At 70.0% G+C, this 12,723-nt stretch carries 11 protein-coding genes; 4 read left to right on the forward strand and 7 right to left on the reverse strand.

The window, feature by feature from the left end; genetic code table 11:
- Positions 1 to 960 (reverse strand): allantoinase PuuE, encoded by a 960-nt coding sequence (puuE, locus tag ACAH41_RS07325; RefSeq protein WP_325649200.1) that lies wholly within the window; start codon positions 958 to 960, stop codon positions 1 to 3.
- A gap of 27 nt (positions 961 to 987) precedes the next feature.
- Positions 988 to 1,644, reverse strand: coding sequence for a GntR family transcriptional regulator (locus tag ACAH41_RS07330; RefSeq protein ID WP_325649424.1), 657 nt, complete (start codon positions 1,642 to 1,644; stop codon positions 988 to 990).
- 256 nt (positions 1,645 to 1,900) lie between these two features.
- Between ACAH41_RS07330 and uraH the strand changes: the two genes are divergently transcribed.
- On the forward strand, positions 1,901 to 2,266 hold the full coding sequence (gene uraH / locus ACAH41_RS07335; protein WP_325649201.1) for a hydroxyisourate hydrolase: 366 nt from the start codon (positions 1,901 to 1,903) through the stop codon (positions 2,264 to 2,266).
- 105 nt (positions 2,267 to 2,371) lie between these two features.
- Positions 2,372 to 3,565: a urate hydroxylase PuuD gene (locus ACAH41_RS07340; protein ID WP_325649203.1), complete on the forward strand. Its 1,194-nt coding sequence runs from the start codon at positions 2,372 to 2,374 to the stop codon at positions 3,563 to 3,565.
- 3 nt (positions 3,566 to 3,568) lie between these two features.
- On the opposite strand, the gene ACAH41_RS07345 is transcribed toward ACAH41_RS07340, so the two are convergent.
- From ACAH41_RS07345 to ACAH41_RS07365, 5 genes are all read right to left on the reverse strand, one after another.
- Positions 3,569 to 4,039, reverse strand: coding sequence for a GNAT family N-acetyltransferase (locus ACAH41_RS07345; protein ID WP_325649204.1), 471 nt, complete (start codon positions 4,037 to 4,039; stop codon positions 3,569 to 3,571).
- 2 nt (positions 4,040 to 4,041) lie between these two features.
- On the reverse strand, positions 4,042 to 4,839 hold the full coding sequence (locus tag ACAH41_RS07350) for a type II CAAX endopeptidase family protein (protein ID WP_325649206.1): 798 nt from the start codon (positions 4,837 to 4,839) through the stop codon (positions 4,042 to 4,044).
- The gene (locus ACAH41_RS07355) at positions 4,839 to 5,873 is read right to left on the reverse strand and encodes a histone deacetylase family protein (RefSeq protein ID WP_325649207.1); all 1,035 of its coding nucleotides are present in this window, start codon (positions 5,871 to 5,873) and stop codon (positions 4,839 to 4,841) included. The genes ACAH41_RS07350 and ACAH41_RS07355 overlap by 1 nt, the downstream gene beginning before the upstream one ends.
- 27 nt (positions 5,874 to 5,900) lie before the next feature.
- Positions 5,901 to 8,993 carry a PAS domain-containing protein gene (locus ACAH41_RS07360; RefSeq protein ID WP_325649209.1) on the reverse strand — a complete coding sequence of 1,031 codons (3,093 nt, stop codon included), beginning with the start codon at positions 8,991 to 8,993 and terminating at the stop codon, positions 5,901 to 5,903.
- Positions 8,994 to 9,063: 70 nt separating this feature from the next.
- On the reverse strand, positions 9,064 to 10,560 hold the full coding sequence (locus tag ACAH41_RS07365) for an 8-oxoguanine deaminase (protein WP_325649211.1): 1,497 nt from the start codon (positions 10,558 to 10,560) through the stop codon (positions 9,064 to 9,066).
- Positions 10,561 to 10,621: 61 nt separating this feature from the next.
- Here ACAH41_RS07365 and hyi point away from each other — a divergent pair, with 61 nt between their 5' ends.
- Positions 10,622 to 11,401, forward strand: coding sequence for a hydroxypyruvate isomerase (hyi, locus tag ACAH41_RS07370; protein ID WP_325649212.1), 780 nt, complete (start codon positions 10,622 to 10,624; stop codon positions 11,399 to 11,401).
- Positions 11,398 to 12,693, forward strand: coding sequence for a glycerate kinase (locus tag ACAH41_RS07375; RefSeq protein ID WP_325649213.1), 1,296 nt, complete (start codon positions 11,398 to 11,400; stop codon positions 12,691 to 12,693). The genes hyi and ACAH41_RS07375 overlap by 4 nt, the downstream gene beginning before the upstream one ends.
- The last annotated feature ends 30 nt before the right edge of the window (positions 12,694 to 12,723 follow it).

Raw genomic sequence — 12,723 nt, forward strand, 5'->3', positions numbered from 1 at the left:
TCACTCCCAGACAAAGGCGGTGGCGGCGTCGAAAGGATGGATGGCCTTCCAATGCCGGGCAATGTCGATGCGCCGCGTGACCCACACGCGCTCGTGGGCCTGCACATGGTCGAGGAAGCGCTGCAGCGCGCGCATGCGGCCCGGGCGGCCCAGCAGCCGGCAGTGCATGCCGATGCTCATCATCGCCGGCCGGTCCTCGCCTTCAGCGTACAGCACGTCGAAGCTGTCGCGCAGGTACTGGAAAAATTCGTCGCCGTGGCTGAAACCCTGCGGCAGCGCAAAGCGCATGTCGTTGCAGTCCAGCGTATAGGGCACGACCAGCTGCGGCGCCAGCGTGCCGTCGGTCTTGCGCACCTGCAGCCAGAAGGGCAGGTCGTCGCCGTAGTAGTCGCTGTCGTATTCGAGGCCGCCGTGGTCGGCCACCAGGCGGCGGGTGTTGGGGCTGTCGCGGCCGGTGTACCAGCCCTTGCCGTGCGGGCTGTTGCCTTGCGGGTCGCCGCCGGTCAAGAGGCGCAGGCTGTCCAGCGCCAGCGCCATGTGGGCGCGCTCTTCGGCCTCGGGCGTGTTCTGGTAGTGGATCCAGCGCAGGCCGTGGCAGGCGATCTCGTGGCCCAGCTCGACGAACGCCGCGGTGACTTCCGGGCAGCGCTCCAGCGCCATCGTCACGCCGAAGACGGTCAGCGGCAGGCCACGCTTCTCGAACTCGCGCAGCAGCCGCCACACGCCCACCCGCGAGCCGTATTCGTAGATGCCTTCCATCGACAAATGGCGGGCCGGGAAGCTCGGCGGGTTGAACATTTCCGACAGGAACTGCTCGCTGCCAGCGTCGCCATGCAGCACCGAGTTCTCGCCGCCTTCCTCGAAGTTCAGCACGAACTGCAGCGCCACGCGGGCCTGGCCGGGCCATTGCGGATGGGGCGGGTTGCGGCCGTGGCCGTGCAGGTCGCGGGGGTAGCGCATGGAAGAAAGCTCTCTGAGGTTGCAGGGCTAGGGTTGCAGGGCGCTGGCCAAGTCGCTCATGCGCGGGTTCAGCCGCAGGTTGCGCTCGACGTTGCCGAGGTGTTCGCTCATCAGCGCAACGGCGGCGTCGGCGTCCCGCATGGCCAGTGCGTCCACGATGGCGACGTGCTCGGCCTGCGAGCCCTCGGCCGAGTGCGAGCTCTGGTACATCAGCGAAATCAGCGACGAGCGTGACAGCAGGTCGCCCAGCAGTTCGGCCAGCACCTCGTTGCCCAGCATGCCGGCCAGCACGGTGTGGAAGTCGGCCAGCAGCCGGGTGCGGCCGGGCACGTCGGTGCGCGCCACTGCCGCCTGCTCGTCGGCCAGGTGGCGGCGCAGCGTGGTGACCTGGGCCTCGGTGATGGTTTCGCAGAGCCGGCGCAGCATGGCCGACTCCAGCATCAGCCGCACCTCGAAAACCTGGTGCGCTTCTTCGACGCTGGGCTCGCGCACAAAAGCCCCGCGGGCCGGCGCCAGCACCACCAGCCGGTCGCGCGAGAGCTGGTTCAGCGCCTGGCGCACGAGGGTGCGCGAGACCTGGAAGATGTCGGCGATCTGCTGCTCGGCCAGTTTGGTGCCGGGCATCAGCCGGCGCTCGACGATGGCGGCGGTCACCGCGTCGACGATGCGTTGGGTCTGCGTCATCTGCGCGCTGTCATCCGCGGCCGGCACCTGCACCTCCGCCGCCGTCGTGCGGGCACGCGGCTTGCGAACAGAGGTGTCAGGGCTGGCGGTGCTGCGTCGGGTGGCCATGGGCGCGATGATGGAGGGTGCGACAGAAGCGGGCAGTCTAGGTGGCGCGCGGGCTTGTTTTGTGTATGCTGCAGTGTATACAATTTTCTCACGCGGCCATGGCTGGCTTGCCCTTTGAAACAAGCGCTGCAAAGCGCGCAGGAACCTCATGGGAAGACTCACCACCCACGTGCTGGACACGATGAACGGCTGCCCTGCGGCCGGCATGGCGGTTGCGCTGTACCGTCTGGCGGCAGACGGCGCGCCGCAGCCCCCTGTCCTGTTGGCCACGCTGCAGCTGAACGCCGACGGCCGCGCCGATGCGCCGCTGCTGCAAGGCGACAGCTTCCAGCCCGGCCGCTACCGGCTGGTGTTCGACGTGGCGGCCTACTTTCGCGCCAAGGGCGCCGAGCTGCCCGAGCCGCCGTTCCTGGATCAGGTGCCGCTGGACTTCGGCCTGGCCGACACCGCCGCGCACTATCACGTGCCTTTGCTGGCCAGCCCGTGGGCCTATTCCACCTACCGGGGCAGCTAGTCATGTCTGCCCCTCGCTCACTTTGTTCGCGGCCCCCCGAGGGGGGGCTCAGGCCGCTTCGGAGCGGCCGTGCACGGCCTGAGCTCAATAAAGTCTGAAAACGGAATGGATTACGTCTACCTGCTGGACTGGGCCAACCTGCTGCTGCGCTGGGCCCACGTCATCGTCGCCATCGCCTGGATCGGCTCGTCGTTCTACTTTGTCTTCCTGGACAACAGCCTCACGCCGCCGACCGACCCTGAGTTGAAGGCCAAGGGCGTGGACGGCGAGCTGTGGGCCGTGCACGGCGGCGGCTTCTACCACCCGCAGAAGTACATGGTCGCGCCCAAGGCGCTGCCCGAGAACCTGCACTGGTTCTACTGGGAGAGCTACAGCACCTGGCTGACGGGATTCGGGCTGTTCACCGCGCTGTACCTGTTCAATGCAGGCACCTTCCTGATCGACCGGAGCGTGCATCACTGGTCGCCGACCGGCGCGATTGCTGCTTCGCTGGGCTTCCTGGCCGGCTTCTGGGTGATCTACGATTTGCTGTGCCGCACCGTGGGCCGCAAGCCCAGTGGCGACAAGCTGCTGGGCGTGGCGGTCACCGTGGTCGTGGTCTTTGCCGCCTGGGCGGCCTGCCAGCTGTTCGCAGGCCGCGCGGCCTTCTTGCTGGTGGGCGCGATGATGGCCACCGCGATGAGCGCCAACGTCGCGCACTGGATCATTCCCGGCCAGCGCAAGGTCATTGCCCAGATGAAGGCCGGCCTGCCGGTGGACCCGGTGCACGGCCAGCGCGCCAAGCAGCGCAGCGTGCACAACACCTACTTCACGCTGCCGGTGCTGGTGGCCATGCTCAGCAACCACTACGGCTGGCTGTACCAGGCGAAGTTGAACTGGCTGGTGCTGGTGCTGCTGATGCTGGCCGGCGCGCTGATCCGCCACTTCTTCGTGGCCCGCCACAAGGCCAAGGTCAAAGGCGTCACGCCGCCGTGGCCGTTCTTCGCGGCCGGCTGCGGCGTGCTGGTGGGCCTGGCCATCATGCTGGCGCCGCCGCCGCGCCCGGCTGCTGTTTCGCAGGCACCAGTGAGCTTCGCCAAGGTCCAGGCCGTGATCCAGCAGCGCTGCGTGCTGTGCCACAACGCCAACCTGCAGAACAAGGGCGTGGCGCTGGACAGCGAGGCGCTGATCCGCCAGCACGCGCAGCAGCTCTACCAGCAGGCGGTGGTGCTGAAGCTGATGCCGCTGAACAACGCGACGCAGATCACCGAGGACGAACGCGCCTTGCTCGGTCGCTGGGTGCAGGCCGGCATGCCGTGACGGTCAACCGCGTCGCGTCAGCCGCACGAATTCCACTGGCGGCGAGCCCACGCTGAGCCGGGCTTCCAGCGTGAAGCCCATGCCTTCGTAGAGCGCCAGCGCCGGCTGGTTGGCCGCCCCTGTGCCCACGCGCAGCAGGCGCCCGGGCGCCGTGCGCCGCAGGGCTTCGGCCACCAGTTGGCGGCCCAGGCCGCGGCGCTGGCACGCGGGCGAAACGACCAGGGCGTTCAGGCGCAGTGCGCCGTCTTCCTCGTCGCCCAGTGCGGCTGCGGCGGCCAGCGTGTCGCCTTGCATAACGCCGAAGAACTGCCAGCCGCTGGCCTGCAGGTCGGCCACGGTTTTCTGCAGCGGCGGAAACTGGGCCGGTGCCAAGCCCAGCAGCGTGGCCTCTTGCGCATAGGCGGCGAGCCAGATGCGGTGCAGCGCCTGGGCAAGTGCCGGCTGCTGCAGATCGAGCGGTTGGACGTTGGGCACGATCAGTTCCACAGCGCCGCAAAGATGAAGACATTCATCGTGACGTTGAACGCGGCGTGGGAGGCGATGGCGGGCAGCAGCGAATCGCTGGCGCGGCGCAGCCAGGCGAACAGCAGCGCGGTGGCGAACATCAGCAGCACCCAAAGCGTTGCGGAAGCCGGCTGCAGTTGCAGGCCGCTGGCGCTGAGCACCAGGCCGTGGTGGCACAGGTGCACCAGGCCGAACAGGCCGGCTTCGATCAGCGTGCTGCGAGCCGGCGAGAAGCGCTGCTCCAGCGCGCGCTGCAGCAGGCCACGGAAAAAGAGTTCTTCGCCGATGGGGCTGAACAGCACCGCTGGCAGCGTGAAGATCAGGTGCAGTTGCAGCAGGCCCATGCCGCTGGTGTCCAGCGTGCGGCGGTAGCTGTTGGCGACGCTGACGAACCAGTGCCCGGCGCCGTGGCCGAACAGCGCAACCCCCAGCGCAAAACACAGCGCCGAGGCCAGCACACCAACGGTGATGCCAATCAACACGAAGCCCGCTCGGCGTGGCGCCTGCAGCCCGATGGCCCGCCGCCCGGCCGTCGTCAGCAGCAGCCACGGCAGCGCAGTCATCGCGACAAAGCCCAGCGGCAGCAGCCAGCGCACCGGCTGTTCGCCCAGCGTGCCGCTTGCGCGCAGGCCCATGAACACCGCGGCCAGCGCCAGCGAGGAGAGCCAGAGCTCGCTGTTCAGGGCCTGCCAGGGCGGGCGCAGCGACAAGGCGGCCGGCGCTGCCGGGGCCGCCGGCACTGGCGAGACGGCGGTGGAGCGCTCGCGCATCAGCGTTCCAGTTCAAACGCCTGCAGCACCTCGGCCACGTTGTCGCCGATTTCGGCCACCGCGTAGCCGCCTTCGAGGATGAACAGCGTGGGCAGTTGCAGGGCCGCGATTGCACGCCCGAGGCGGTGGAACTCGGGTGTGCGCAGCTGGAATTTCGAGATCGGGTCGTCGGCGAAGGTGTCCACGCCCAGCGAGATCACCAGCGCGGCCGGGCGGTAAGCGGCAATGCGCTCGCAGGCGGCGGCCAGTGCGGCGAACCAGGCCTCGTTGGTCGCGCCCGCGCGCAGCGGGTAATTCTGGTTGAAGCCCAGGCCGGCGCCGCTGCCGGTCTCGTCGGCATGGCCGAGGTAGAACGGGTATTCGGTCAGCGGGTCGCCGTGGATGCTCTGGAACAGCACATCGGCGCGCTCGTAGAAGATGGACTGCGTGCCGTTGCCGTGGTGGTAATCCACATCCAGGATCGCAACCCGCTCGGCACCCTGGTCCCGCCAGGCCTGCGCGGCAATCGCGGCGTTGTTCAGGAAGCAGTAGCCGCCAAGGAAATCGGTGCCGGCGTGGTGGCCGGGCGGACGGCTCAGCGCGAAGGCGGCGCGGTGGCCGGCGGCGATGTGGGCCTGGGCGGTCAGCGCGATGTCGGCGCCGGTGCGTGCTGCAGCCCAGGTGCCGGCGGTGAAGGGTGTGCCGCTGTCGAAGGAATACAGGCCAAGCCGGGCCATGAAGTTGACCGGCTCCACGTCGCTGCGAAAGCCGCGGATAGGCCAGACCGAAGGCAGGATGTCGCCCGTCTGTCCCATCGCCGTCCATTCGTCCCACGCGGTCTCCAGGAAACGCAGGTAGCGCGCGCTGTGCACGCGGGCAATCGGTTCCAGCGGAAACGCCTGCGGCGGCAGCACCGGGCCGATGCCACGCGCCTGCACGGCGGCCAGCACATGGTCGGCCCGCTCGGGCTTCTCGAAGCACGGCACCAGTTCGCCGCGGTAGAACTCCTGTGAGCCGGCGTGCGCGCGGTGCTGGTCGCTGTAGAAGACGTGCATGCCAGCACTTTACTGCCAGCGCTCTGTTCAGCCGACCGGCTGGCGCATCACGGCGCGCAGCGTGGCGATCAGCCGCGCCAGGTCAATCGGCTTGGCCACGTGCGCGACCATGCCGCAGGCCAGGCACTGGTCGCGCTCTTCCTGCAGCGCGTGCGCGGTCTGGCCGATGACGGGCAGCAGCGGGGCCAGCAGGCGGATGCGGCGCGTGGCTTCGTAGCCGTCCATCTCGGGCATCTGGATGTCCATCAGCACGGCATCGAAACCGTCTGGCGAGTCGGTCACGAGGTTCACCGCCTCGCGGCCATCGGCGGCCAGCGTGACCCGTGCGCCGGCACTGCTCAGCGCCTGCTTGATGACGATCTGGTTGACCGGGTTGTCTTCGGCGACCAGCAGGCGCAGGCCTTCGAGCGGCGCGCCGGCGGTCGGTGTCTCGTCCTCTGCCAGCGTGAGTTGCTGCCAGCGCGCCGGCACCGCGCGCAGCGGCAGCCGCAGCGTGAATTCGCTGCCCACGCCCAGCGTGGAATGCACCGTGATCTCGCCGCCCATCAGCTCGGCCAGCTGGCGGCTGATGGCCAGGCCCAGGCCGGTGCCGCCGTAGCGCCGGGTGGTCGAAGCGTCGGCCTGGCGGAAGGGCGCGAACAGCGCCTCGCGCTGGCTGGCATTCATGCCGATGCCGCTGTCCTGCACGCGGATGCGCAGCCACTCGCCATCGCTGTTGCCGTCCCGGTCGGCCAGCAGGTCAATGCCGCCGCGGTGGGTGAACTTGACGGCATTGGCGAGCAGGTTGGCCAGGATCTGCTGCAGCCGCGTCGGGTCTGTCATGCAGGCCAGTGGCAGCTCGGGCGCCAGGTGCACCCGCAGCGCCAGGCCTTTTTGCTGCGCGGTGTCGCGCAGCATGTCGGCAGTGGCCTCGATCAGCTGGCGCGGGCTGGCCGGGATGGATTCGACGTCCATGCGGCGCGCCTCGATTTTCGAGTAGTCCAGCACGTCGTTGACGATGGCCAGCAGCAGCTTGCCGGCCGACAGGATGCGGTTGTAGCCAGTCTGCGCCGAGCGGCCCTGGGTCTGCTCGAAGCCGAGCTGGGCAAAGCCGAGGATGGCGTTCAGCGGCGTGCGGATCTCGTGGCTCATGTTGGCCAGGAATTCGCTGCGGTGGCGGGCCTGGCGCTCGGCCTCTTCGCGCGCGGCCTCGCGCTCGGTTTCCAGCGCATGCCGCTCGGAGACGTCGCGCACCACCGCCACCAGGTCGCCGCCTGGCTCGGTGGGCACGATGCGGGCCTCGAAGGTCTTCTGCTCGCCCTCGGGCAGCGCCTGCGTGTATTCGACCGAGACCGGCTGCTGGCTGGCACCGACCTGGGTGATGGCCGCGGCAATGGTCTCGGCCGCGCGCGGCGGCAGCACCTGCTGCAGCGAGCGGCCCGGCACCTGCAGCGGCGCGTGGGGCAGCGGCACGTCCCGGCCGGGCCGGAAGTCCAGCACCACGCCTTCGGGCGAGAGGCGGAAGTAGGCATCGGGCAGCGCTGCGAACAGGCTGTTCAGCTCGGCACCGCGCCGCGCCACCTCATGCTCAAGCTGGTCGGCCTCTTCCTCGGCGCGGCGGGTGGCATGCTTTTGCAGCGTGATGTCGACAAACGAGGCCAGCAGGTGGTCCTGCCCGCCCAGCGGCGTGCGCGTGGCCGAGTAGGCGATGTCGACCTGCTCGCCGCTGCGCTTGCGCAGCCGCAGCTCGCGCCCGATGACGCGGCCGGTCTCCTGCAGCTCGGTCATCGCCGCGGCATGCTGAGCCGGGTCTGCCCACAGCGCCAGCGGCAGCGCGCCGGGGCCGATCACCTCGCTGCGCTGGTAGCCGCAAAGGTCCAGCCAGGCCTGGTTGACATCGGTCACCCGCCCGCCCGGCGAAGACTTCAGCAGCATGCCGACCGGGCTGGTCTGGAACATCAGCGAGAAGCGCGCCTCGCTGTCGCGCAGCGCGCTGACCACTTTCTGCCGCGCTGCTTCTGCCTCGTCGGCCGTGAGGCGCAGGCTGACCTGCATGGCGAGCCGCTCCAGAACGCCGACCTCCTCGGCGTCGAAACGCTCGGCCTGCTCGGCGCGCATGCACAGCACCGCGCGCACCTCCGTGTCGACCTTCAGCGGCATGGCCAGCCAGGCGCCGCCGGGCGGGCCTTCCAGGATGCCGGGCAGCACGGCCGGCGCCGGGTCCTCCCGCACCAGCGCCGTCTTGCCCTCCCGCCAGGCGCGCAGCGCTGCCGTGGCGCTGCTGCCGCCGCGGCCGGGTTCGTCGCCGGTCCAGCCGGGCCGCTGCTGGTTGCCAATGCGCAGCGGCGGCAGCGGCTGCAAGGTGTCGCCGGCCCGTTGCACCGGTCGCAGCGTCTCGCGCCGGTCGTCGGTACTGCCGATCCAGGCCAGGCTCATGCCACCTTCCTCGACCACCGCCTGGCAGATCGCCGCGTACAGGCTGCTCGGGTCGTCTTTCACATGCGCTGCGTCCTGCACCCGGCCCAACACGCGGTAGAGCTGGTTCAGCCGGCGCAGGCGCTGTTCGGCATGGCGGTGCTGGGTGACATCCCGCGCGATGCCCAGCACGCCGATCACCCGGCCACTGGCGTCGCGCATCGGCGCCTTGATGGTCTCGAACAAGGCCTTGTCACCGCCGGCGGCCAGCGTCAGCCAGTCCTCGGAGATCAGCGGCCGGTTGGCGGCCAGCGCGTCCAGGTCGTGCTGGCGCTGCGCGTCGGCCTGCTCGGGCGAGGCCAGCGCATGGTCGGTGTGGCCGATGATGCCGGCCTCGGGCTTGCCGAAGACCCGTTCGAAGGCCGGGTTGCACGCGCGGTAGACGCCCTTCAGGTCCTTGACGAAGACCAGGTCGGGCAGGGTGCTGACGAGGGTGTGCAGGCTTTGCCGCTGGTCCTGCAGCTCACGGGTGCGGCGCGCAACGGCGCGGCGCATCCCGACCGCCCAGGCCAACGCGGCAGCGCCCAGCAGCGCGACCAGGGACAGCAGCGTGCCGAGGTCACGCTGCCAGGCCGTGTCGTTTCCCACGCCAGCGGCTTGTGCAGGCAGGCAGCAGGCAAGCGCCATCGTCAGCGCGAAGGCCAAGGGCACGGAGGAACGTTTCACACAGGCATGCAGAGGCGTTGTGGCTGGGCAGCATAGCGCAGCGACGTTGCCATTCTGAAAATACCGGCAGCTACCCAGCAGCGCATGCCAATTGCTGGGCAAGCCGGTTGTGACGTGCCAACAGCGGGCCCAGTTCAAGGGTGCACAGCTGGCCCTCGCGCACCACGACGCGGCCATTGACCACGGTCCAGGCCGCGCTGGCAGGCGCGCACATCAAGAGCGCTCCCAAGGGGTCATGCACCGCACCGCCGGCCAGGCCCAGCGTGCGCAGGTCAAACAGCGCGAAGTCGGCCGCCATGCCGGGCGCGAGGTGGCCGATGTCGTCACGTCCCAGCACGCGCGCACCGCCGCGGGTGGAGATCTCCAGCACATTGCGCGCGGTCATCTCGGTCGGGCCATGGTCGCAGCCGAAAGTGAGCCCCTCAGTCGCTTCGCTCCGGTCCCCCGAGGGGACGCCGCCTGTCTTGGGGCGGCCCGGCGACAGGCTTGGTCCCAGGGATCGGCCCACGCGGGCCAGCAGCAGCGCCTGCCGCGCTTCGCCCAGCATGTGCGCGCCGTCGTTGCTGGCGCTGCCGTCCACGCCCAGGCCGACCGGCACGCCGGCATTCAGCATGCGCCGCACCGGTGCAATGCCCGAGGCCAGCCGCATGTTGCTGCACGGGCAGTGGGCCACGCCGGTGCCGGTGGCGGCAAAGCGGGCAATGCCGGCGTCGTCCAGCTTGACGCAGTGGGCATGCCAGACGTCGTCGCCCACCCAGCCCAGGCTTTCGGCGTACTGCGCCGGCGTCATGCCGAACTTGGCCAGGCTGTAGGCCACGTCGTGGTCGTTCTCTGCCAGGTGGGTGTGCATGCGGGTGCCCAGCGCGCGTGCCAGCCGGGCCGATTCGCGCATCAGCTCGCGGCTGACCGAAAACGGCGAACACGGCGCGGCGACCACGCGCAGCATCGCCAGCGGCCCGGCGTCGTGGTAGGTCTCGATCAGGCGCTGGGTGTCGGCCAGGATCGCGGCCTCGTTCTCGACCAGCGAGTCCGGCGGCAGCCCGCCGGCGCTCTCTCCCACGCTCATGCTGCCGCGCGCCGCATGGAAGCGCATGCCGATCTCGGCCGCCGCTTCGATGCTGTGATCCAGCTTCACGCCGTTGGGATAGAGGTACAGGTGGTCCGAGCTGGTGGTGCAGCCCGAGAGCAGCAGCTCGGCCATCGCCACCTGGGTCGAGACCTGGATCATCTCCGGCGTCAGCCCGGCCCAGAGCGGGTAGAGCGTGCGCAGCCAGCCGAACAGCTCGGCGTCCTGCGCCGCGGGAATGGCCCGCGTCAGGCTCTGGTACATGTGGTGGTGGGTGTTCACCAGGCCGGGAATGACGATGTGGCCGCTCGCGTCGATCTCCTCGTCCACGCCGTCCGCCGGCAGCCAGGGCCGCAGTTCCTCGGCGCTGCCCAGCGCGACGATCTGCCGGCCTTGCACCAGCAGGCTGGCATGGCGCAGTTCGCGGCGCTGGTCGTCCAGCGTGGCGATCAGCTCGGCGTTGCGGATCAGCAGGGTGCGGTGGGGAGCGGCAGGGGTCATGGCGCGCTGGTATCGTGAAGGCCCGCCATCGTTGCACAGCGCGTGCCCATCCAGGTCAGGTATGCCTCGTTTCGCTGCCAATCTTTCGCTGCTGTTCACCGAGGTGCCGCTGCCGCAGCGTTTTGCGCGCGCCGCGGCGGCCGGTTTCCGCTTCGTCGAGTGCCAGTTCCCATACGACTTCCCGGCCGACGCATTGCGCGCCGAGATGGACGCTGCCGGCCTGAAGATGGTGCTGCACAACCTGCCGGCCGGTGACTGGGCGGCGGGCGACCGCGGCATCGCCTGCGACCCGGCCCGCGTCGCCGAATTCCGCGCCGGCGTGCCGCGCGCGCTGGCTTACGCCGAGGCGCTGGGCGTGCCGCAGCTGAACCTGCTGGCCGGCCTGACGCCCACCGGCGTGCCGGCCGCCCAGGTGCGCGCCACCTTTCTCGACAACCTGCGCTTCGCCGCCGATCTCCTGGCCGAACACGGCAGGACGCTGCTGGTCGAGCCGCTGAACACCTTCGACGTGCCCGGCTTCTGGCTGCACAGCAGCCATGACGCGCAGGCGCTGATCGAAGAAGCCGCGCGGCCCAACGTCAAGATCCAGTTCGACCTCTACCACCTGCAGCGCATGCAGGGCGAGCTGGCCGGCACGCTGCTGCGCCAGTTGCCGCACATCGGCCATGTGCAGTTTGCCGACAACCCCGGCCGCCACGAGCCCGGTACCGGCGAGCTGAACTTCACGTTCCTGTTCGCTCACCTGGACCGCATCGGCTACGACGGTTTTGTCGGTGCCGAATACCTGCCGCTGGCCGGCACCGAAGCCGGCCTGGGCTGGCTGGAGCGCTTTCAAGCATGACGCCCACCGAACTTTTGCGCAGGCTTTACGACACGGCCGTTGCCGCAGCCTTGCCGGCCCAGGTGCTCGCCGCGCACCTGCCACCGCCACCCAAGGGCCGCACGCTGGTGCTGGGCGCCGGCAAGGCCGGTGGCGCGATGGCCGCAGCCGTCGAAGCACTGTGGCCGGCCGAAGCGCCGCTGAGTGGCCTGGTCGTCACGCGCTACGAGCACGTGCCGCCGGGCAGGACGGCGAATGCTCGCATCGAGGTCGTCGAAGCGGCGCACCCGGTGCCGGACGCGGCGGGCCTGGCGGCCTCGGCCCGCATGCTGGCGCTGGTGCGGGCCTTTCAGCCCGGGCCGGACGACCTGGTGCTGTGCCTGGTTTCTGGCGGCGGTTCGGCCTTGCTGAGCCTGCCGGCGCCCGGGCTGACGCTGGCCGACAAGCAGGCCGTCAACAAGGCCTTGCTGCACAGCGGCGCGGCCATCGACGAGATGAACTGCGTGCGCAAGCACCTCTCGGCCATCAAGGGCGGCCGGCTGGCGCAGGCCTGCGGCGCGGTGCCGATGCTGTCGCTGCTGATCTCCGACGTGCCTGGCGACGACCCCACCGTCATCGCCAGCGGCCCCACGGTGCCGGACCCGAGCACCTGTGCCGACGCACTGGCCGTGCTGCGCCGCCACCGCATCGCGCTACCGGCTGTCGCCCAGGCCGCGCTGGAAAGCGGCGCCTGGGAAACACCCAAGCCAGGCGACCCGCTGTTTGCGCGGCACGAAGTGCGTTTGATCGCCACGCCGCAGATGAGCCTGGACGCTGCAGCCGCCGAAGCGCGCCGGCTGGGCTTTGCGGCGCATGTGCTGTCGGACGAACTTGAAGGCGAGTCGCACACCGTGGGCCAGGTGCATGCCGCGCTGGCGCGCTCGGTGGCCCGCCGCGGCGCACCGTTCGGGAAGCCTTGCGTGATCCTCTCCGGCGGCGAGACGACCGTCACCGTGCGCGCCGACACGCCACGCCCGCTGGGCCGCGGCGGTCGGGCCGGCGAGTTCCTGCTGGGCTGCGCGCTGGCGCTGCGGGCCGAGCCGGAGGTGTGGGCGCTGGCGGCGGACACCGACGGCATCGACGGCGTGGAAAACAATGCCGGCGCGCTGGTCACGCCGGACACGCTGGCCCGCGCCGCGGCGCTGGGCCAGTCCGCCGCAGAGCACCTGGACCGGCACGACAGCTTCGGCTTCTTCGAGGCGCTGGGCGACCTGGTCGTCACCGGCCCGACCTACACCAACGTCAACGACTTCCGCGCGCTGCTGATCCGCTGATCCGCTGAGCAACTTTCGCTGATGCCGCGG

The organism is Ideonella sp., assembly GCF_041287625.1.
Classification (GTDB): Bacteria; Pseudomonadota; Gammaproteobacteria; order Burkholderiales; family Burkholderiaceae_C; genus Ideonella.

Coding starts and splice junctions, on each gene's coding strand:
- ACAH41_RS07365 (WP_325649211.1), bottom strand. CDS start 10,560: ATGACCCCTGCCGCTCCCCACCGCACCCTGCTGATCCGCAACGCCGAG.
- hyi (WP_325649212.1), top strand. CDS start 10,622: ATGCCTCGTTTCGCTGCCAATCTTTCGCTGCTGTTCACCGAGGTGCCG.
- puuE (WP_325649200.1), bottom strand. CDS start 960: ATGCGCTACCCCCGCGACCTGCACGGCCACGGCCGCAACCCGCCCCAT.
- ACAH41_RS07355 (WP_325649207.1), bottom strand. CDS start 5,873: ATGCACGTCTTCTACAGCGACCAGCACCGCGCGCACGCCGGCTCACAG.
- ACAH41_RS07330 (WP_325649424.1), bottom strand. CDS start 1,644: ATGACGCAGACCCAACGCATCGTCGACGCGGTGACCGCCGCCATCGTC.
- ACAH41_RS07375 (WP_325649213.1), top strand. CDS start 11,398: ATGACGCCCACCGAACTTTTGCGCAGGCTTTACGACACGGCCGTTGCC.
- ACAH41_RS07340 (WP_325649203.1), top strand. CDS start 2,372: ATGGATTACGTCTACCTGCTGGACTGGGCCAACCTGCTGCTGCGCTGG.
- uraH (WP_325649201.1), top strand. CDS start 1,901: ATGGGAAGACTCACCACCCACGTGCTGGACACGATGAACGGCTGCCCT.
- ACAH41_RS07350 (WP_325649206.1), bottom strand. CDS start 4,839: ATGCGCGAGCGCTCCACCGCCGTCTCGCCAGTGCCGGCGGCCCCGGCA.